General features: G+C 70.9%; 15 protein-coding genes. 7 read left to right on the forward strand and 8 right to left on the reverse strand.

The window, feature by feature from the left end:
• Positions 1-26: 26 nt before the first annotated feature.
• Together JJQ90_RS03485 and JJQ90_RS03490 are read right to left on the reverse strand one after the other, a co-directional pair.
• Positions 27-2,429 carry a recombinase gene (locus JJQ90_RS03485; RefSeq protein WP_216873045.1) on the reverse strand — a complete coding sequence of 801 codons (2,403 nt, stop codon included), beginning with the start codon at positions 2,427-2,429 and terminating at the stop codon, positions 27-29.
• Between the two features lie 153 nt (positions 2,430-2,582).
• Entirely contained in the window at positions 2,583-3,407 is an 825-nt protein-coding gene (locus JJQ90_RS03490; RefSeq protein ID WP_216873046.1) for an IclR family transcriptional regulator, read from the reverse strand.
• Between the two features lie 58 nt (positions 3,408-3,465).
• Here JJQ90_RS03490 and JJQ90_RS03495 point away from each other — a divergent pair, with 58 nt between their 5' ends.
• The 4 genes from JJQ90_RS03495 to JJQ90_RS03510 are packed head-to-tail and all read left to right on the forward strand — an operon-like array spanning position 3,466 to position 7,043.
• Positions 3,466-4,263, forward strand: a complete 798-nt coding sequence (locus JJQ90_RS03495) for an HpcH/HpaI aldolase family protein (RefSeq protein ID WP_216873047.1) — start codon at positions 3,466-3,468, stop codon at positions 4,261-4,263.
• Positions 4,260-5,159: an ABC transporter substrate-binding protein gene (locus tag JJQ90_RS03500; RefSeq protein ID WP_216873048.1), complete on the forward strand. Its 900-nt coding sequence runs from the start codon at positions 4,260-4,262 to the stop codon at positions 5,157-5,159. The genes JJQ90_RS03495 and JJQ90_RS03500 overlap by 4 nt, the downstream gene beginning before the upstream one ends.
• A gap of 26 nt (positions 5,160-5,185) precedes the next feature.
• A complete protein-coding gene (locus tag JJQ90_RS03505; protein WP_216873049.1) occupies positions 5,186-6,157 on the forward strand; it encodes a tripartite tricarboxylate transporter substrate-binding protein in 972 nt (323 codons plus the stop codon).
• Between the two features lie 13 nt (positions 6,158-6,170).
• Complete coding sequence (locus tag JJQ90_RS03510; protein ID WP_216873050.1) at positions 6,171-7,043, forward strand: amidohydrolase family protein; 873 nt, start codon at positions 6,171-6,173, stop codon at positions 7,041-7,043.
• A gap of 179 nt (positions 7,044-7,222) precedes the next feature.
• Here JJQ90_RS03510 and JJQ90_RS03515 read toward each other — a convergent pair whose 3' ends face one another.
• On the reverse strand, positions 7,223-8,869 hold the full coding sequence (locus JJQ90_RS03515; RefSeq protein WP_216873051.1) for a methyl-accepting chemotaxis protein: 1,647 nt from the start codon (positions 8,867-8,869) through the stop codon (positions 7,223-7,225).
• Positions 8,870-9,003: 134 nt separating this feature from the next.
• Here JJQ90_RS03515 and JJQ90_RS03520 point away from each other — a divergent pair, with 134 nt between their 5' ends.
• A complete protein-coding gene (locus JJQ90_RS03520; protein ID WP_216873052.1) occupies positions 9,004-10,053 on the forward strand; it encodes an Ldh family oxidoreductase in 1,050 nt (349 codons plus the stop codon).
• A gap of 145 nt (positions 10,054-10,198) precedes the next feature.
• Here the strand turns inward: JJQ90_RS03520 and JJQ90_RS03525 are convergent, their stop codons facing one another.
• A complete protein-coding gene (locus JJQ90_RS03525) occupies positions 10,199-10,807 on the reverse strand; it encodes a DUF4412 domain-containing protein (RefSeq protein WP_216873053.1) in 609 nt (202 codons plus the stop codon).
• Between the two features lie 173 nt (positions 10,808-10,980).
• Between JJQ90_RS03525 and JJQ90_RS03530 the strand changes: the two genes are divergently transcribed.
• Positions 10,981-12,663, forward strand: a complete 1,683-nt coding sequence (locus tag JJQ90_RS03530; RefSeq protein WP_216873054.1) for a methyl-accepting chemotaxis protein — start codon at positions 10,981-10,983, stop codon at positions 12,661-12,663.
• Between the two features lie 92 nt (positions 12,664-12,755).
• Positions 12,756-13,109, forward strand: coding sequence for an MmcQ/YjbR family DNA-binding protein (locus JJQ90_RS03535; RefSeq protein WP_216873055.1), 354 nt, complete (start codon positions 12,756-12,758; stop codon positions 13,107-13,109).
• Between the two features lies 1 nt (position 13,110).
• Here JJQ90_RS03535 and JJQ90_RS03540 read toward each other — a convergent pair whose 3' ends face one another.
• From JJQ90_RS03540 to JJQ90_RS03555, 4 genes are all read right to left on the reverse strand, one after another.
• Positions 13,111-15,672 (reverse strand): DNA translocase FtsK, encoded by a 2,562-nt coding sequence (locus tag JJQ90_RS03540; protein ID WP_216873056.1) that lies wholly within the window; start codon positions 15,670-15,672, stop codon positions 13,111-13,113.
• A gap of 157 nt (positions 15,673-15,829) precedes the next feature.
• Positions 15,830-16,243, reverse strand: coding sequence for an alternative ribosome rescue aminoacyl-tRNA hydrolase ArfB (gene arfB, locus JJQ90_RS03545; RefSeq protein ID WP_216873057.1), 414 nt, complete (start codon positions 16,241-16,243; stop codon positions 15,830-15,832).
• 93 nt (positions 16,244-16,336) lie between these two features.
• Entirely contained in the window at positions 16,337-17,665 is a 1,329-nt protein-coding gene (locus tag JJQ90_RS03550) for an ammonium transporter (RefSeq protein ID WP_216873058.1), read from the reverse strand.
• A gap of 61 nt (positions 17,666-17,726) precedes the next feature.
• A complete protein-coding gene (locus JJQ90_RS03555) occupies positions 17,727-18,065 on the reverse strand; it encodes a P-II family nitrogen regulator (RefSeq protein WP_216873059.1) in 339 nt (112 codons plus the stop codon).
• Between the last annotated feature and the right edge of the window lie 86 nt (positions 18,066-18,151).

Raw genomic sequence — 18,151 nt, forward strand, 5'->3', positions numbered from 1 at the left:
GGGTGGAGAGGGTTCTTTCGGTGGCCTTAGATGGGGCAGACGCCGGAGGCGCATTGCAGATGCGCCAGGTCCACCGCCTCATGCAGCGCCGGATCGTTGATGCCCTCGACGAGGGACAGGAAACGCTCCGGCGAGACCTCCTCCTCCGGCAGGTATTCATAGCCCAGCTCATTGTCCGGCCGGCTCGGCAGGATGGCGCAGCAGCGGATTTCCGGCTGGTGCGTCAGCACCATGTCGCGGAAGGCCGCCAGGTCGTGGCGGTCAGTGTAGATCTTCAGCGTGTAGGACACCTGGTTGCCGCGCTCGGCGCCGATCCAGTGGCGCTCCAGCAGCGACAGCCAGTGATACTGCGCGGCGGGCGCGGCTTCCGGCGCCGTCACCAGCTTCTCGGCCAGGCCCAGCCGCTCGATCAGCGATAGGGTGGGGAAGCCGACGATCGACATGCCGGGGAAGGAGGACAGGCTGCGGATCGGATAGCCGCGCGCCTCGTAATCGGCCAGCAGCCGGTCGCTGTCCGGAGTCCAGCCGCCATCCTCCGCGCGGCTGCCCTTGAACTGCACCCAGCGCAGATAGTGCCGCCGCGCCGGCAGATGCGCGCCCTCCGTCAGCCCGAACAGCTTGCTGGTGGTGCCGGCGGGCTTCACCGTGGTGACGGTGGCCGGCGGCGCCATGCCGAGCTCCGCCGCATAGCGCGAGGATTCCTGCTTCGCCGCATCCGACAGGCGCGACAGCATGGCCCAGAAGGGCGCGGACAGGTTCTCGTCCAGCAGGTCGTCAAAGCCCAGGCCCCAGCGCATCCAGGCCCATTCATGCAGGCCGGTCGGGCCGATGCCGATGCGGTTGGTGCGCGCGACCTCCGCCGCATAAAGCGCGTCCATGCGGTTGGCGCGGATCAGGAAGCGCACGCCGAGGCGCACGCTGTCCTCCACCCGCGCATCCCATTCCTCCGCCAAAGCGGGCGGCAGGTCGCCAGGCGTCAGCTTCGTATGGTCCGCCGGGCAGGCCAGCAGCGGCGCGAAATCGGCGATGACGCAATAGCCGCCGGTGACATGCAGCGTGATCTCGCCGCAGGGGTTGGTGGTGGCGGGGAACTGCGCGGAACTCGCGCGGCGCGCCACCTCGGCCAGCAGCCCCACCGCATGGTCGGCCTGGTAGCGGGCGGAACGCACATCGCGCCCATCCTCGTGCACGGGCTTGTCCCAGGCGCTGCCGGTGCGGTGATCCTCCAGCCGGTCGCCATTGATGAAGCCGGGCTCGCCATTGATGTAGCCGCAGCGGGTCGCTTCCTCGAACACCGCCAGGGCGTGGCGGTGCAGCGGGTCGGCGCTGCCGGCGCGGGCCTCGCGCACGCCCTCCCAGAAGGCGGCGTCGACCATGACGGAGTTGTTGGCCGTCCACAGCCCGCCTTCGGATTTCACCCGGATGAAGCGCAGGATGCCCGGGTCGCGCCAGGATTTCGTGGCCATGCGCGCGGCACGGCGGGCGCCGCCCACCTGCACCTCCACCGACAGATGGTGGTCCACCAGCATCGCCTGTTCCCAGGGGGCCAGTTCGCGGCTCTTCGCCGGCTCGATCACCTGGGCGCGCAGATTGACGAAGGCGCGCATCAGCGAAAGCGGGCCGGAGGCCGGGCGGCCCTGCATGCCGCCGATCGGCGCGCCGCAGGGGCGGATGGCGGAGAAATCCAGCAGCAGCGTGCGGTCGGCCGCACCCTCGAAGGCCAGGCTCTCCAGCAGTTCCACCGCCTTGCCCCAGCCCTCCCGGCTATCGGCCACCACATGGCGGATGGCATCCGCCGGCGCCGGATCCACCAGAAACTCGCGCGCGAGCCAGCCGCGCAGATCGGCCTCCTGCGCCGCCGTCATCGACTCCAGCGAGGTGCCCCAGGGCAGAAGCTGAAAATCGAGCGCGAAGCGGTGCAGCGTGGCGCGGTCCTTCGGCCAGTCCTGGTGCGCCGCATCCAGCCGCAGCAGCAGCTTCGGCGCCTGCGCCCAGTCCACCGCCATCAACTCGTCATCATAGGCCCGGCCGACGCCGCTGCCGTTCAGCAGCAGGTAGAACAGGCTGAAGGAGGCTGCGGCCGTGGCGCAATTGGTGAAGACCTCCATGTTGCGGCCGGGCTGGTCGGCATCGCCATGCTGGAGGTGACGGCCGGAGGTGATGAGCGCGCCGCTGGCGATAGCATTGCGCAGCCGCGCCTGCTCCATCGGATCGGCCGCCGCGCCGAGCAGCCCCATATTCCCCGCCGCGACGCGGTCCGCCACCCGGCCGAAATCCTCGGCATCGCTGGGGCGGAAGACGGTGCGCCGCGCCACGGCCAGGCCCATCCCGGCATCCAGCGCCCGCCCTTGCACCGGCAGCCCGCCGAAGCGGGTTCCCGGGGTCTGGCGGTGGCGGGCATAGGGGGCGCCGGGCAGGGAACCGTCCATCTCGTGCATCCTTGGGCAGCCGCATCAGCGCGGCGGTCCACACGATATATGGTGATCCGATCAGCCCGTCACTACCATATCTAGTCACGACAGCCCGAGCAGAGGACTCCCCGCGGCCGGACCCAGGGCACTTCCCGGCCTTGCGCGCGGGTTTCAGCCGACCGCGCGGGCCGGCAGGGCGGCGAGCTGTTCCTGGTCCGCGATGGCCGCGCAGGCCTCCTTCGCCGCCGCCATCACCCGCTCTGCCAGCGCGGCGCGGCCCGAATCGGGCACGGAATCGAGCTTGGCGGCGATGCCGATGCTGCCCAGAACGCCCCCCTCCGCATTGAACAGCGGCGCGGCGACGCCGAGGATTCCGGGCAGGAATTCGGACTGGGTGATGCCGTGCCCGGCCTCCCTGATCGCGCGCAGGGCGTGGCGGAAGCTTTCCCAGTCGCCACCCAGCCCGGCGGCGGCGATGGTCGGGCGGTGGCGGGCGAAGATGGCGCGAAGCTGGTGCGGCGGCAGATGCGCCAGGATGACCTTGGAGGCCGCGCCGGTGAACAGCGGCCGGCGCTGGCCCCGGCTGAACAACCCCTCCGGCGCGCCGGGCGCCGGGGCATCGGCCACGCACATCACGGTGCCGGAGAACAGCAGGCAGAGCAGGCCGGTCTGCCCCACCTCCTCCGCCAGGCGGCGCATCGCCGGCACGCCGCCGGCCGTCACCGGGTCACAGAGCCGCATGGTGCGGTCCAGCTCGATGATGCGCGGCCCCAGCATCCAGGCGCCGCCCGCCACCGGCGTCAGCAGCCCCGCCGCCTGAAGCGCCTTGATGTAGCGGTAGCAGGTGGAGCGGGAGGTGCCGGAGACGCGGATCAGGTCGTCCGTCGCCCAGGCGGGCGCGGTGGCGGTGAACAGGTCCAGCAGCCCCAGCATCTTTTCCAGGCTGCTGGCGCCGCGGCGCGTCTCCAAGGCGGTCACCGAAGAAAATCCCGTCATGCTGGACAATCCGAAAACCCGAGATTAGCGTCGGGAGGAAGTGGGGGAATACGAACGTATGAGTGGAACCGGTATAGCCGCGAATGCGGCGCGGCGCAGGCTGGAGGCCGGGGGCCTGGTTCTCTGCATGGGGCTGCGCCAGGCCCGCACCGTCGATATCGGCCAGATGGCCGCCGCCTGCGGCTTCGAATCGCTGTATGTCGACATGGAACACAGCCCGATCGGGCTGGAGACCGTCTCCGCCATCTGCACCGCCGCGACGGCCTTCGGGGTGACTCCGCTGGTGCGCCCCCCCGGACATGGGGCGGATTGGATCGGCCGGATCCTGGATGGCGGGGCGCAGGGCATCATCCTGCCGCATGTGAACACGGCCGCCCAGGCCCGCGCCATCGTCGAGGCCGCCCGCTTCCCGCCGCTCGGCCATCGCTCCGTCATGGGTCCCGGCCCGGGCGTCGGCTACCGCGCTTTGCCGCTGAAGCAGATCAATGAGACGCTGAACGCCGGCACGCTGGTGGTCTGCATGATCGAGACGCCGGAGGGCGTCGCCAATGCCGATGCCATCGCCGCCGTGCCGGGGGTGGATGTGCTGCTGATCGGCTCCAACGACCTCTGCACCGAGATGGGCATTCCTGGAGAGCTGCGGAATCCCAGGCTGCGGGAGGCCTATGTCACCGTCGCCGCGGCCTGCCGCGCCCATGGCAAGGTGCTGGGCGTCGGCGGCATCCGGGGGGATGCAGAGCTTCAGAAGGACCTGATCGACCTCGGCGCCCGCTTCCTGATCGCCGGCAATGATGTCGGCTATCTGATGGCTGCCGCGCGGGCCGATGCGGCGACATTGCACAAGCTGCTGCCATGACGGCGCGCGGCCGCCTCACCATCCTCTCGGCCGCCGAGCGCCCCTATTGCGAGGCGCTGCTGCGCGGCTTCGCGCGGCGCCATCCTGCGGTGGAGGTGGATTTCGTCTTCGGCATCTCCACCGCGCTGCATGACCGCTACCTGGCGGAACACGCGGCCGGCGGGCCGACTGCCGACCTGGTCTGGTCCAGCGCCATGGACCAGGTGATGGGGCTGGTGCTGGAGGGCCATGCCCAGCCGCATGGCGTGGCGCATGGCCTGCCGGCGGAGGCTGCCTGGCAGGATCTGGCCCTGGCGACGACGCGGGAGCCGGTGTTCTCCCTGGTGCGCGGCCCGGGGCGCGCCGGCAGCTTCGCCGAGATCGCCGCCTTCCTGGCGGCGAATCCGGGGCCGGTCGGGGTGCCGGATATCGTGGCGAACGGGCTGGGCTTCCTCGCCTTGCTGCGCGCCAGCCAGGTCGATCCCGGCTTCGCCACCGGCCTCGCCGCGCTGGGCGCCCGCCGGCCCCGCCTCTGCGGCTCCGCCCTGGCCCTGGTGCGCGCGGTGACGGAAGGCGGGGTGCTGGCGGTGCATGTGCTGGGGGCCTATGCGCTGCGCGCCGTGGCCGTCGACCCGTCCCTCGCCATCGCCGAATCCGACCTGCCGGCGCCGGCCGTGGCGCGGCTGGCCTTCATTCCGGCGCGCGCCGCCAATCCGGAAGCCGCCTCCGCCTTCCTCGCCTTCCTGGTGTCGGAGGAAGGCCAGGCGGCGCTGGCGGAAGGTGACTTCTGGCCGGTGCTGGCGACCCCGCCGCGCCGCATCGCGCCGATTCCATTGGATGCGGATTTCCCCGCTTTGCTCGACCCCGGCCGGCGCGCGGCGCTGGTCGCGAGCTGGCGCGCCGCCATGACGCCGTGACCGACCCATCGGGAGGAACACCAACAATGAAACGCCGCCATCTTCTGCCGCTGCTCGCCGCCCCTGCCCTGCTGCCGCGCCTGGCCCGCGCCCAGGCCCAGCCCTGGCCGGCGGGCACGGTGCGCATCATCGTGCCCTTCGCCCCCGGCTCCTTCACCGATATCTCTGCCCGCCTGCTGGCGCAGGAACTGACGGGGCAGATCGGCCAGTCCGTCGTGGTGGAGAATCGCGGCGGGGCCGGCGGCACGCTGGGCGCCACCGCCGCCGCCCGCGCCGCGCCGGATGGGCTGACGCTGCTGCTGACCGACAATTCCTACGCCATCTCCCCCTCGCTCTATCCCAGCCTGCCCTATGACGCGCTGGCGGATCTGGCGCAGGTCAGCCGCATCGCCAGCAGCCCCTCCATCCTGCTGGTCCGGCCGGGTCTTGGCGCGCGCGACCTCAACGCGCTGGTCGCGATGGCGAAGGCACGTCCGGGGGCGCTGAGCTTCGGCTCCGGCGGCCAGGGCTCCTCCGCCCATCTGGCGATGGAATTGCTGGCCAATGTCGCCGGGATGCGGCTGCTGCATGTGCCCTATCGCGGCGTCGCCGCCGCGATCGCGGAGGTTATCAGCGGACGGGTGGACATGGCCATCGCCAGCCTTGCCTCGGGCGTCACCCATGTGCGCGCGGGCACGCTGCATGGTCTTGGCGTGTCGGGCGCCCAGCGCGCCGCTGCGCTGCCGATGGTGCCGACCTTCATCGAGGCCGGGCAGCCGCGCTACGACATGATGTACTGGTGGGGCGTGGCCGCGCCGAAGGCGACGCCGGAGGGCACGATCAACCGCCTGAATGCCGAGATCGGCACCGCGCTGCGGGCGCCGAAGCTGGTGGAGGCCTTCGCCGCCGCCGGCGCCACCCCGGTACATTCGACCCCCGCCGAGATGACCGCGCATATGGCGCGGGAAGTCGCGCTGTGGCGGGAGGTGGTGCAGCGCGCCGGGGTGAAGCTGGAATAGGAATTTCGCGAAGATGCTCGACCACAAGGCTGAAGGCCCGCCGGCCTTCCGCGCGCCGCCGCTGTCCTGCGACGCGCATTTCCACGTCTTCGGCGATCCGGCGCGCTACCCCTATGCCTCGCCGGAGCCGCTGCGCTACGCGCCGCCGGTGGCGCCGCTGCCGGATTATCTCGACCTCGCCGCGCATCTCGGCATCGAGCGCTTCGTCTTCGTCCAGCCCAGCGCCTATGGGGAGGACAATGCCTGCATGCTGGATGCGATGCGGAAGGTGGGCATCGCCCACTGCCGCGGCATCGTCGATGTGCATGAGGATGTGCCGGATGCGGTGCTGGCGGAGATGGATGCGCTGGGCGTGCGCGGCGTGCGCATCAACTACTCCCCGGTCAAGCCGCGCATCGACGGCTTCTCCCGCCAGATGCTGCCGCGCATCCGGCGGCTGGAGGCGCGCTGCCGCGAGATCGGCTGGCACCTGGACTTCCTCGGCCCGGGCTGGCTGACGGCGGAGCTGCTGCCGACCCTGGCCAGCCTGACGGTGCCCTTCAGCCTGGCGCATATGGGCATGTTCCTGGCCAAGGACGGCCCCGGCCAGCCCGGCTTCCAGGCGCTGATCGAAGTGCTGAAGCGCGACGATGTGCAGGGCTACGCGAAGTTCACCGGCACCTACCGCATGGCGACGCCGCCCGGTTTCGTCGATGCGGCGCCGATGGCGCGCGCGCTGGTGGAAGCGGTGCCGGACCGCATCATCTGGGGCAGCGACTACCCGCATCTGTCCTTCGCCCATGCCGTCGGTTCCGTGCAGCTTTTCAACCTGCTGGGCGACTGGGCGGATGAGGCGGCGCGCCGGAAGATCCTGGTGGACAATCCGGCACGGCTGTTCGGCTTCTGAGTGTGCGGTCGCCGATGGGCGGCCGTCACGCCAACGCCCGAAGAGCCTGACCTGCGGCCCGCACCGCGGGCCGAGCGGCCGAATGGCCGCCGCCGCTCATGCGGCGAGCCAAGGCCGCGGAGCGGCCGCCCGTCACGCCTTTGGCGTGCCTGCGGCACGACTGAGGGCCTAAAAACCAATCACGCCGCCTTGCGGCTCAGCCGGTCGAGCAGCGCGGCGTAGCGCGGCTGCTCCGCCGTGCCGTCCGGGAAGCTGATGCCGCATTCGCCGGCATCATTGGCATGGGCGATGGTCATCGGCAGGTCCATGCCTTCCAGGCGCAGCCGCCCCCGGCCGCCGGTCCGCGCCCCGCGCACGCCGCTCAGCCGCGCACCGCCGCCGGAGATATCCTTCAGCCGGACCTGGAGGGTGCCCTGGCCGTCCAGCTCCAGCTCCGCCGGCAGGTCCGCCTGATGGCGCTTGTGGCGGCGGCGGTTGACGCTGTCGGTGGAGGTGCGCACAGCCTGGATCACGGCATGGCGCAGATGCACCACCGCCTCCTCCAGAGTCGCCGCCGTGGCCTGCACCGCCTCCGCCTGCCGGTCGGTCTCGCCCACCGCGGCGCGCACCGCGTCGGTCTGCTGCGACATCTCGCCGGCCGCTTCCGCGGTCTGGCCGATGCTGCGGGCGATCTCCTCGGTCGCGGCGCCCTGCTGCTGCACGGCCTCCGACACGCTGGCGACGACGCGGTCGATCTCCCCGATCCGCTGCACCATCTCCGCCACCTCCCCCACCGCCTGGCCGGTGGCCAGGCGGATGGCGGCGAGCTGCTTGCTGATATCCTCGGTCGAACGCGCGGTCTGGGTGGCGAGCTGCTTCACCTCGCTCGCCACCACGGCGAAGCCCTTCCCGGCCTCCCCGGCGCGGGCGGCCTCGATGGTCGCGTTCAGCGCCAGCAGGTTCGTCTTGCTGGCGATGTCGGCGATGATGCCGGCGACCTGGCTGATCTGCTCGGCCTGCTGCGACAGCGCCTCGATGCTGCCGCGCGCGGCGCGCCCGGCCTCCACCGCCTGCTGCGCGGCGCTGCCGGAGAGTGTGACCTGGCGCGTGATCTCGCCGATCGAGGCGGTGAGCTCCTCCGCCGCCGCCGCCACGGTCTGGGCCGTGCTGCGGGTCTGCCCGGCGGCCAGCGCCGCCTCCTCCGCATTGCGGCCGGTGCGGGATGCGGTGCCGGACATGGCGCGCGCGGTGACGGCCATCTCGCCGGTCAGGCCGCTGACCCTGGCCACCGCCTCGCCGGCCGCCCGCTCGATGGTCTCGGCCATGCCGATCATGGCGCGGTCACGGCTTTCCGCCTGCGCCGCCGCATAGGTCTCCAGCAGCAGTTCCAGGTCGAGCCAGACGACGCGGCCCAGCGCCTCCCGCACCGCCTGTTCACGCTGCCGTCCGGCGCGGTTGAACAGGCCGCCGCCACGTGCCGCGGGCTGGTGCAGCGCCAGATCGCGCAGGATCCCGGCCATCACGCTGTGGTGGCAGACCGCCACGGCGAAGCCTGGCACACCATTGGCATGGAAGGCCGAAGCCAGCCGTGCGGCCGAGGCCTCGAAGCCCTCGCCGATCTGGCCGGTGACGACGCGTTGCCAATGCGCCACGCGCACCTCATGCACATCGGGCCGGGCCAGTGCCGCCTGCATCTCGGGCCAGGAATCGAAGGCGCCCTGAAGCGAGACCAGCAATTGCGGCAGCCGCTGTTCGGCGAAGCTCTTCAAGGTGCCGAGGACCCCGAGATCCGAGGCGGTGAGGCCGAAGGCGGCGATACGCTTGTCCTGAGCCGAGCCGTGGGTCATCGAAGGTCCATTTGATTGGCGAGTCTGCTGCGTCTCAGCTTCGCAGAGAAGGATTGGCGGAAGATGAAGCCAGGCCCTGACGGATCGACGGCGCGGGGCGAAGCGCGTAACGACGCGGCAAGGAGAAAACGCGCATGACCGAGACCAGCCCCCGCCATGATGTGGCCGGCCTGACCCAGTTCGCCCGCGACCTTTGCGGTGCGGCCGGGCTCAACCCGGAAAAATCCGCCGCAGTGGCGACCACACTGGTGGAATCCGACCTGCTCGGCCATGTCACCCACGGCCTCGCCTTGCTGCCGCGCTACCTGGAGGATGTCGCCAATGGCGGCATGACGAAGGCGGGGGAGCCGGAGGTGCTGCGCGACCGCGGCGCCTGCCTGAGCTGGAACGGCCGCCGCCTGCCCGGCCCCTGGCTGGTGCACAAGGCGCTCGACATCGCGCTGGAACGCGTGGGCACCTTCGGCACCTACAGCGTCGCGATCGGCGACAGCCACCATATCGGCTGCCTCGCCGCCTATCTGACCCGCGCGACGGAGCGCGGCTTCATGATGGTGCTGTCCTCCTCCGCCTCCGCCGCCTCCGCCGTCGCGCCCTTCGGCGGCATCACCGGCGTGCTGGCGCCGGACCCGGTGGCGGCGGGCATCCCGACCGATGGCGACCCGATCCTGATGGATGTCAGCGCCTCCATCACCACCATCAACATGGCCGGCACCCTGCAGAAGCAGGGCGCGCAATACCCGCACCCTTGGGTGCAGGACGCGGAGGGCCATCCCAGCACGGATCCGAAGGTGCTGGGCCAGGGCGGCACGCTGCTGCCGGCGGGCGGGCTGGATCATGGGCAGAAGGGCTATGCCTGGGCGCTGATGAACGAGGCGATGACCCAGGGCCTGTCCGGCTATGGCCGCGCCGACAAGCCGACCGGCTGGACCGCCAGCGTGTTCCTGCAGCTTTTTGACCCGGAGGCCTTCGCCGGCCTGCCCGCCTTCCTGCGCCAGACCAGCCACACCGCCGCCGCCTGCCGCGCCGCGACGCCGCGGCCAGGGGTGGAACGGGTGCGGCTGCCGGGCGAATCCGGCCTGGCGCGTCGCCGCACGGCCCTGCGGGATGGGGTGGCGCTGGCGCCCGGCATCTGGGACGGGCTGCGCGGCGCGGCGACGAAGCTGGGCGTGGCGCTGCCTGGGTAAACTGGCGCCAGGAATGGCCGACCGGCGGCCGGTGAAGCCGGCCGAGGCCGCGAATGCGGCGAGTCAAGCGGCCGGAGGCCGCGCCCGGCGCCTGAGGGCCCGAAAAATCATACCAACGGTCGATGAAATCGACCGTTGGTATGATTCAGCGCCGCGGGGCGCCGGGCATGCCCGGCATGCCTTGCGGCATTCCCTGGGGCATCTGCATGGTCTGGTAGCCCTGCGGCCGGCGGAAGCGGGCCGGGTCCTGCGCGCCATAGGCGACGCGGGTCGCCTCCATGCTGCCGGATTCGCCACCGGAATTGCCCTGCGCCCGCAGCATCACGCCATCGGCGGTGACGCAGGCGGTGCCGCGGTCGTTGCCATCCTGGAAATTCCAGACATTGCAGGCATGGCCCGCCACCGTGTCGCTGCCCGTGCGGCTGAACTGGCCCCGGCTGGGCAGGCCGGTATTGGCCTGCTCCATCGGGATGTCCATCAGCATGCGCATCTGCTCCATCACCATGAAGCCGCGCTGCGCCCGGTGATCGGCGACCATGTAGCCCATGCCGCCCATATCCATCCGCATGGTCTGCTGCGCGGCGAGCCAGGAGATGGTCATGGAGGGCAGCCCGGCCTGCGCCCGGGCGCCGGTGACGCGATAGGTGACGGCGACATCGCGCGTCGGGAACAATTGCGGCCGCTCCTGCGCCAGGGCGGGCAGGGCCGGCAGGGCGGCGGCCAAGGCGAGGGCGGCAAGGCGGGTGGCGCGCATGGTCGGGACCTTTCCTTCGACGGTGCCGGACGCTCCCCCAGGGGTGCCCGCCGCGTCAAGCAAAGGCCGGCCCGACCGAAACGCGGCGAAACGTCGATCACAAATTTGTGTCTTCACGAAGTTTTTAGCGCGCACGGCGATACTGCGGCCGCATCCAGCCGGAGCTTGCCACGATGTTGTCACGCCTATCGATCCGGGAGCGGCTGATCGCCGCCTTCGCCTTCCTGCTTCTGTGCATCGCCGGGCTCGGCGGCTTCGGCATCTTCAAGATGCAGGCGGTGAATCACGCCTCGGTGGAGATCAACGAGAACTGGCTGCCCAGCATTCAAGCCCTCGCCCGTCTACGGAACGCGATGAACGCCATTCGTATCGACATCCGGAATCACACCTCGACACAGGAACCTAGCCAGCTTCAGGCCGTCGAAGCCCGGTTGTCCGCCACAGGCGGCGATCTCAACATGGCGCTGCGCGCTTACGAGGCGCTGGTCAGCAGCCCGGAGGAACGGCGCCTGTTCGACCAAACAGCCGCTGCCATCGAGAGCTACCTGCGCGAGATGCCGGCCATGCTGGCAATCTCGCGCACGGAGAACCCGATCGCCGCGACCATGGCCGTCAACCGCGTGCTTTCGCCGATCGCCAGTGTCGTGACGCAGCGGCTGGAAGAGCTGACGGAGCTGAACCGGGCCGGCGCCTACGACAGCACCAAGGCCGCCGATGCCACCTTCCACAATGCCCGCACGCTGATGCTGGCCGGCGGGGGCGCCGCCATGCTGATCGGCATTCTCGTCGCCGTGATGCTGCTGCGCGCCATCAACCGCGGCATTTCCGACGTCGTCGCACCGATGCAGCGCCTGTCCCAGGGCGACCTGACGGCGGAGGTCCCGGCCATCGCCGAACGCACCGAAATGGGCCGCATCGCCGCGGCGCTGCGCGTCTTCAAGACGGCGCTGGAGGAGAAGCAGCGCGCCGACGCCGCCATCCGCCAGGAGGAACAGGCCAAGGCCCGCCGCGCCGAGACCGTCGCCAAGCTCGTCGCCGGCTTCGAGGCGGAGGCCGAACAGGCCCTGACCGGCGTCGCCGCCGCCACCAGCCAGCTCGACACCATGGCCGGCAGCATGACCAAGACGGCCCGCGATGGCGAAAGCCGCGCCGCCTCCGTCGCCGCCGCCGCCGAACAGGCCTCCGCCAGCGTGCAGAACGTGGCCGCGGCGGCCGAGGAACTCGGCGCCTCCATCGCCGAGATCGCCCGCCGGGTGACCGACAGCGCCACGGCGGCGCGCAATGCGGCGGAGGGTGCACGCGCCAGCGACGCCGCCATCACCAGCCTGTCCGAGGCCGCGCAGCGGATCGGCGATGTGGTGCGGCTGATCGCCAATATCGCCGGCCAGACCAACCTGCTCGCCCTGAACGCCACCATCGAGGCGGCGCGCGCCGGCGAACACGGCAAGGGCTTCGCGGTGGTCGCCAGCGAGGTGAAGGCCCTGGCTGCACAGACCGCCAGCGCCACGGAACAGATCAGCACGCAGATCGCCGCCATGCAGGCGGAGACGCGCGGCGCGGTGGACGCCATCCGTGGCATCGCCGCGACCATCGACCAGGTGGACCAGATCACCGTGCAGGTGGCCGCCGCGGCCGAGGAACAGGCCAGCGCGACGCAGGAAATCGTCCGCGCGGTGGCGGAGGCCGCGACCGGCACCCGCGAAGTCTCCCGCTTCACCGGCGAATTGTCGCAGGGCGCGGTGGCGACCGGGGAAGCCGCCTCGCAGGTCGGCGCCTCCTCCGGCGAATTGACCCAGCGTTCGCAGCGGCTGCGCCAGCAGGTGGATGGCTTCCTCTCCGGCATCCGCGCTGCCTGATTGCAGAGCGCGATGACCGGAGGTGCGCAGGCACCGAAGGTCTGAATCGCGCGATCTACCCGCCGGCGGCGATCCTGTGCCAGGATCGCCGCATGTCTCCGTCCCCCGCCGAGCGGCTGCGCCGCATCTGTCTTGCCCTGCCGGAATCGGTGGAGGTCGAGGCATGGGAACAGCCGACCTTCCGGGTGCGCGGGAAGATCTTCGCCATGCTGCAGGGGTCGGAAGACGGGCTGGCGGTGTGGTTCAAGGCGCCGTCCGGCAGCCAGGAGGTGCTGGTGGAAGCCGCGCCCTACCGCTTCTTCCGCCCACCCTATCTCGGCCATAAGGGCTGGGTCGCGCTGCGGCTGGCGGACGGGGTGGACTGGGCGGAGGTGGAGGCGCTGGTGCGCCGCAGTTTTTCGCTGATCGCGCCGAAGCGGCTGGCGGCGCAGTTGGCCGCCACCTGAGTCAGTCCCGCGGCCCCGGCGCCAGCACTTCCCGCTTGCCGACATGGTTGGCCGCGCCGACCACGCCGTTCTTCTCCATCTGCTCGATCAGCTTGGCGGCGCGGTTGTAGCCGATGTTCAGGTGGCGCTGGACGAAGCTGGTGCTGGCCTTGCCCTCCCGCGTCACCAGCTCCACCGCCTGATCATACAGCGAGGCCTCGCCATCGGTATTGCCGCCGAGCATACCGGAGAGGTCGGGGCCACCGCCCTCCTCATCCACCTCGGTGACTTCCTCGATATAGGACGGCTCGGCCTGTTCGCGCAGGAAGGCGACGATCGCCTCCACCTCCTCATCGGTGACGAAGGGGCCGTGCACGCGGCTGACGCGGCCGCCGCCGGCCATGTGCAGCATGTCGCCCTGGCCCAGCAACTGCTCGGCGCCCATCTCGCCGAGGATGGTGCGGCTGTCGATCTTGGACGTCACCTGGAAGCTGATGCGGGTCGGGAAGTTCGCCTTGATGGTGCCGGTGATCACATCCACCGACGGCCGCTGCGTCGCCATGATCACATGGATGCCGGCGGCGCGCGCCATCTGCGCCAGGCGCTGCACCGCGGCCTCGATGTCCTTGCCGGCGACGATCATCAGGTCGGCCATTTCGTCGATGACCACGACGATCATCGGCAGCGGCTCCAGCGCCAGGGGCTGGTCCTCGAAGAGCGGCTTGTTGGTCTCCGGGTCGAAGCCGACCTGCACGCGGCGCGTCAGCACCTCGCCCCGGGCGCGGGCGGCGCTCACCTTCTCGTTGTAGCCGCCGATATTGCGGACACCGAGCTGGGACATGGCGCGGTAGCGCTTTTCCATTTCCCGGACGGTCCACTTCAAGGCGCCGATCGCCTTGGCGGGTTCCGTCACCACCGGGGCCAGCAGATGCGGGATGCGGTCGTAGACCGACAATTCCAGCATCTTCGGGTCGATCATGATGAAGCGGCACTCATCCGGGGTGAAGCGGTAGAGCAGCGACAGGATCATGGTGTTGATGCCGACCGACTTGCCCGAGCCGGTGGTGCCCGCGATCAGCAGATGCGGCATGCGGGCGAGGTCGGCGATCACCGGCGCGCCGCCGATATCTTTCCCCAATGCCAGCGGCAGCTTCGCCTGGTGGCGGTGCCAGTCCTCCGCCATCATCATCTCGGAGAAATAGACCATCTCCCGCTTGGCATTCGGCAGTTCGATGCCGATCACGTTGCGGCCGGGCACGGTGGCGATGCGGACGGCGGTGACGGACATGGAGCGGGCGATGTCGTCGGCCAGGCCGATGACGCGGGCGGATTTGGTGCCCGGGGCGGGTTCCAGCTCATACAGCGTGACCACGGGGCCGGGGCGGATCTCGGCGATGCGGCCGCGCACGCCGTAATCCTCCAGCACCGTCTCCAGCATCCGCGCATTGCCCTGAAGCGCCTCCTCCGACGGGCCGGTGTTGCGGCGGGCGGGCGGGGCGGCGAGCAGCGACAGCGGCGGGAAGCGCCACTGGCCATCCGGCAGGTCGAGATGGCCCTGGCGCGCATTGGCCACCGGCTTCGGCGGCGCGGCGCGTTCCGCCACGCGCGGCGCGACGGGCTTGCCCCGGGGGGGTGCCCCGGCCGGCGCGGCCGCGGGGGTCGCGGCGCGCTCCTCCTGCGCGCCGAAGGAGGGTTCGCGCCGCGCGACGGCCGGGCCGGCTGGCGGCGCATCCTCCACCAGGGCCTCGGCATTGCGCAGCAATTCGGACAGCGGCATCTCCCGCTCCCGCCGCCGGCGCATGACGCCGCCGACGGCGCCGCCGACAGCGCCACCGATCGCGCGGAAGGGCCAGGTCACGGCACGGGTGAACAGGCCGGGCGGCACATGCTCCCCCACCTGCCGGGCGCGGGAGGCGGTGAGGCGCGCCGCGCCGCTGGCGGCACTGCCGGCCACCGCGCCGGCGGCGGAACCGGCCCGCCGCCATTCGCCGAGCGTCAGGCCGAGCGCAACAAAGCCCAGCAGCGCCATCAGCACCGCCAGCACCAGATGCGCGATGCCGGCACCGACCGGGCCGAGCAGGTCGCGCATCAGGCCGAGCAACGCCTGCGCCGTCACCGGCCCCGCCGCGCCGCCCGGGCCGGCGGCGGCGGGCACATCGGCGGGCAGCGGCAGCAGCATCAGGGTGGCGGCCAGCAGCGGCATGGCCGCCAGCAGGCAGGCCAGCCGCAGCGGAAAGGGGGCGAGGCCGCGATGCGTCGCCAGCCGCCAGGCCCAGGTCATCAGGCAGGCCACCGGCAGGAAGGCGGCGTAGCCGACGCCCTGGAGCATGAGGTCCGCGACATGCGCCCCCAGCGACCCGGCCAGGTTGGCGGTGGGCTGGGCCGTGGCGGTGGAGAAGGAGGGGTCGCCCGGATCGTAGCTGGCCAGCGCCAGCCCCAGCACCAGCCCCGTCACCACCAGGATCAGCGCCAGCAGCTCCGCCAGCCGCCGCCGGACGGCGGCCATGACGGCAGGTGAGGCGAAGCGGCGCCCGGCTGCGGCGAGCCGGTCGCCCACGGCCGGGGTGCTGGCGGTGCGGGCCATCGAGGGTGGTTCCTGAAGCTTTGCGGGAACTCTACACCGGAAGCCGTTCGGATTGAACGGTGTTTGGTGGCCGCTCGGTTGCCGGGCTGCCTACAGCGCGACCTGCGCCCGCCACAGGCGGGCGAGCGGCCGAACGGCCGCCGCCCCTGCGGCGTCGTTAATCCGCCGGCGGCCGGGTGTTGCGCAGCTTCTTCACCCCGCTGCGCAGCTTCTTCCCCTCCAGCCGCCGCATCTGCGCGCCATAGCTGGGCTTGGTGGCGCGGCGGGTCGGCGGTGGCGGCTCGGCGGCCTTGGCCAGCAGCTCGTCCAGCCTTTCGCGCGCATCGGTGCGGTTGCGGTCCTGGGTGCGGAAGCGCTGCGCCTGGATCACCAGCACCCCATCCTGGGTGATGCGCCGCCCCGCCAGCGTCGCCAGCCGCCGCGCCATGTATTCGCCGAGGTCGAGCCGCTTCAGGTCGAGCCGCAGCTCCACCGCCGTCTCCACCTTGTTGACGTTCTGGCCGCCGGGGCCGGAGGAGCGCACGAAGCGTTCCTCCAGCGCGTCATCGGGGATGGGGGGGATGCGGGCCATGCGGCGCCTCATGCCCCCTCACGCAAGGCTGCGCAAATGAAAAGGGCGCCGGGGGTTGCCCCCCGACGCCCTGTTTCGTTGATCGCCGAAGCTTCAGCCGAGACGCTCGCCGTGCAGGGAGACGTCGAGACCCTCGCGCTCCTCATCCTCGGTCACGCGGAGGCCGACGATGGCATCCACGATCTTGAGCAGGATGAAGGTGGCGACCGCGGTGAAGATGAACACCGCGACCACGGCATAGACCTGGGTCAGGAACTGCGACATGGAGCCGCTGATCCCGGCCGGGTCCGCCGCCGTGCCCGACAGCGGGCCATAGGCCAGGAAGCCCACCATCAAGGCGCCGACGATGCCGCAGACGCCATGCACGCCGAAGGCGTCCAGGCTGTCGTCATAGCCGCACATGTGCTTCAGCGCCGTGGCGCCCCAGAAGCCGGCGAGGCCAGCGACCAGACCGATGACCAGCGCGGAGCCCGGCAGCACGAAGCCCGCCGCCGGGGTGATGGCCACCAGGCCCGCCACGGCGCCGGAGATGGCGCCGAGCACGGAGGGCTTGCCCTTCGTGGCCCATTCCGCCGCCAGCCAGGCCAGCACCGCACCGGCGGCTGCCACCTGCGTCACCAGCATCGCCATGCCGGCGCGCGCATTGGCGCCGACGGCGGAGCCGGCATTGAAGCCGAACCAGCCCACCCACAGCATGCTCGCGCCGATCACGGCGAAAGCGAGGTTGTAGGGGGACATGTTCTCCGTCCCGTAGCCGGTGCGCTTGCCCAGCACGATCGCCGCCACCAGGCCGGCCACGCCGGCATTGATGTGCACCACCGTGCCGCCCGCGAAGTCCAGCGCGCCGAGGGCGAAGATCCAGCCATTCGGATGCCAGACCCAGTGCGCCACCGGGGAGTAGACCAGCAGGGTCCAGAGCGTGATGAAGACCAGCAGCGCGGAGAACTTCATGCGGTCGGCCACGGCGCCGGTGATCAGCGCCGCGGTGATGATCGCGAAGGTCATCTGGAAGGTCACGAAGACGCTCTCCGGGATCGTCGTCGCCACCGCGCCGTCGCCGGAGCCGAGCACGAAGGGACGGTCCCAGCCTTCCCCCATGCCGGAGAGGAACAGCTTCGAGACGTCGCCGATATAGGCATTGCCGTCGCCGAAGGCGAGGCTGTAGCCCAGCACCATCCACAGCACGCCAACCAGGCCGCAGACCGCGAAGGACTGCATCATTGTGGCCAGCACGTTCTTCTTGCGGACCATGCCCGCATAGAAAAGCGCCAGGCCCGGCACGGTCATCATCAGCACGATGGCCGTGCTGGTCAGCATCCAGGCGGTGTCGCCGGTGTCGATGGTCGCGTCCTGCGCGAAGGCCGCGCCGGATACGAGCAGCGCCGGCAGCGCCATGGCAGCGGCGCGCGCAATCCTCGTCATTCCCCCGTTCCTCATCATGCCCCCGGTCTTCACCTTGGGTGTGTTGTCGCCCGACATGCGGCTACAGCGCCTGGTCGTCGGTTTCCCCGGTGCGGATGCGCAGCGCGCGTTCCACATCCAGGACGAAGATCTTGCCGTCGCCGATCTTGCCGGTGCGCGCGGCACCCGCGATCGCCTCGACCACCGCATCCACCATGCTGGCGGCAACGGCGACTTCGATCTTGAGCTTCGGCAGGAAGCTCACGTGATACTCGGCTCCGCGATAGATCTCGGTCTGGCCCTTCTGGCGACCAAAACCCTTGACCTCGGTAACCGTAAGCCCCTGCACGCCGAGCGGAGTGAGCGCATCGCGCACCTCGTCCAGCTTGAAGGGCTTGATGATGGCCATGACCAGCTTCATCGCGCCGCAGTTCCCCTTCCCAAGGCGATATCGCTGCGATGCAATCCAAGGAACGTGCCACAGCGCCCGCCCCTTGCTTTGCGCCG

The organism is Falsiroseomonas oleicola, assembly GCF_019029495.1.
In the GTDB taxonomy this organism is placed as follows: domain Bacteria; phylum Pseudomonadota; class Alphaproteobacteria; order Acetobacterales; family Acetobacteraceae; genus Falsiroseomonas; species Falsiroseomonas oleicola.

What these genes read in the sequence shown, in the direction of transcription:
- JJQ90_RS03505 (WP_216873049.1), top strand. Translation starts at nt 5,186, where the DNA reads ATGAAACGCCGCCATCTTCTGCCGCTGCTCGCCGCCCCTGCCCTGCTG.
- JJQ90_RS03550 (WP_216873058.1), bottom strand. Translation starts at nt 17,665, where the DNA reads ATGACGAGGATTGCGCGCGCCGCTGCCATGGCGCTGCCGGCGCTGCTC.
- JJQ90_RS03530 (WP_216873054.1), top strand. Translation starts at nt 10,981, where the DNA reads ATGTTGTCACGCCTATCGATCCGGGAGCGGCTGATCGCCGCCTTCGCC.
- JJQ90_RS03485 (WP_216873045.1), bottom strand. Translation starts at nt 2,429, where the DNA reads ATGGACGGTTCCCTGCCCGGCGCCCCCTATGCCCGCCACCGCCAGACC.
- JJQ90_RS03555 (WP_216873059.1), bottom strand. Translation starts at nt 18,065, where the DNA reads ATGAAGCTGGTCATGGCCATCATCAAGCCCTTCAAGCTGGACGAGGTG.
- JJQ90_RS03525 (WP_216873053.1), bottom strand. Translation starts at nt 10,807, where the DNA reads ATGCGCGCCACCCGCCTTGCCGCCCTCGCCTTGGCCGCCGCCCTGCCG.
- JJQ90_RS03500 (WP_216873048.1), top strand. Translation starts at nt 4,260, where the DNA reads ATGACGGCGCGCGGCCGCCTCACCATCCTCTCGGCCGCCGAGCGCCCC.
- JJQ90_RS03535 (WP_216873055.1), top strand. Translation starts at nt 12,756, where the DNA reads ATGTCTCCGTCCCCCGCCGAGCGGCTGCGCCGCATCTGTCTTGCCCTG.
- JJQ90_RS03510 (WP_216873050.1), top strand. Translation starts at nt 6,171, where the DNA reads ATGCTCGACCACAAGGCTGAAGGCCCGCCGGCCTTCCGCGCGCCGCCG.
- JJQ90_RS03515 (WP_216873051.1), bottom strand. Translation starts at nt 8,869, where the DNA reads ATGACCCACGGCTCGGCTCAGGACAAGCGTATCGCCGCCTTCGGCCTC.
- arfB (WP_216873057.1), bottom strand. Translation starts at nt 16,243, where the DNA reads ATGGCCCGCATCCCCCCCATCCCCGATGACGCGCTGGAGGAACGCTTC.
- JJQ90_RS03495 (WP_216873047.1), top strand. Translation starts at nt 3,466, where the DNA reads ATGAGTGGAACCGGTATAGCCGCGAATGCGGCGCGGCGCAGGCTGGAG.
- JJQ90_RS03540 (WP_216873056.1), bottom strand. Translation starts at nt 15,672, where the DNA reads ATGGCCCGCACCGCCAGCACCCCGGCCGTGGGCGACCGGCTCGCCGCA.
- JJQ90_RS03520 (WP_216873052.1), top strand. Translation starts at nt 9,004, where the DNA reads ATGACCGAGACCAGCCCCCGCCATGATGTGGCCGGCCTGACCCAGTTC.
- JJQ90_RS03490 (WP_216873046.1), bottom strand. Translation starts at nt 3,407, where the DNA reads ATGACGGGATTTTCTTCGGTGACCGCCTTGGAGACGCGCCGCGGCGCC.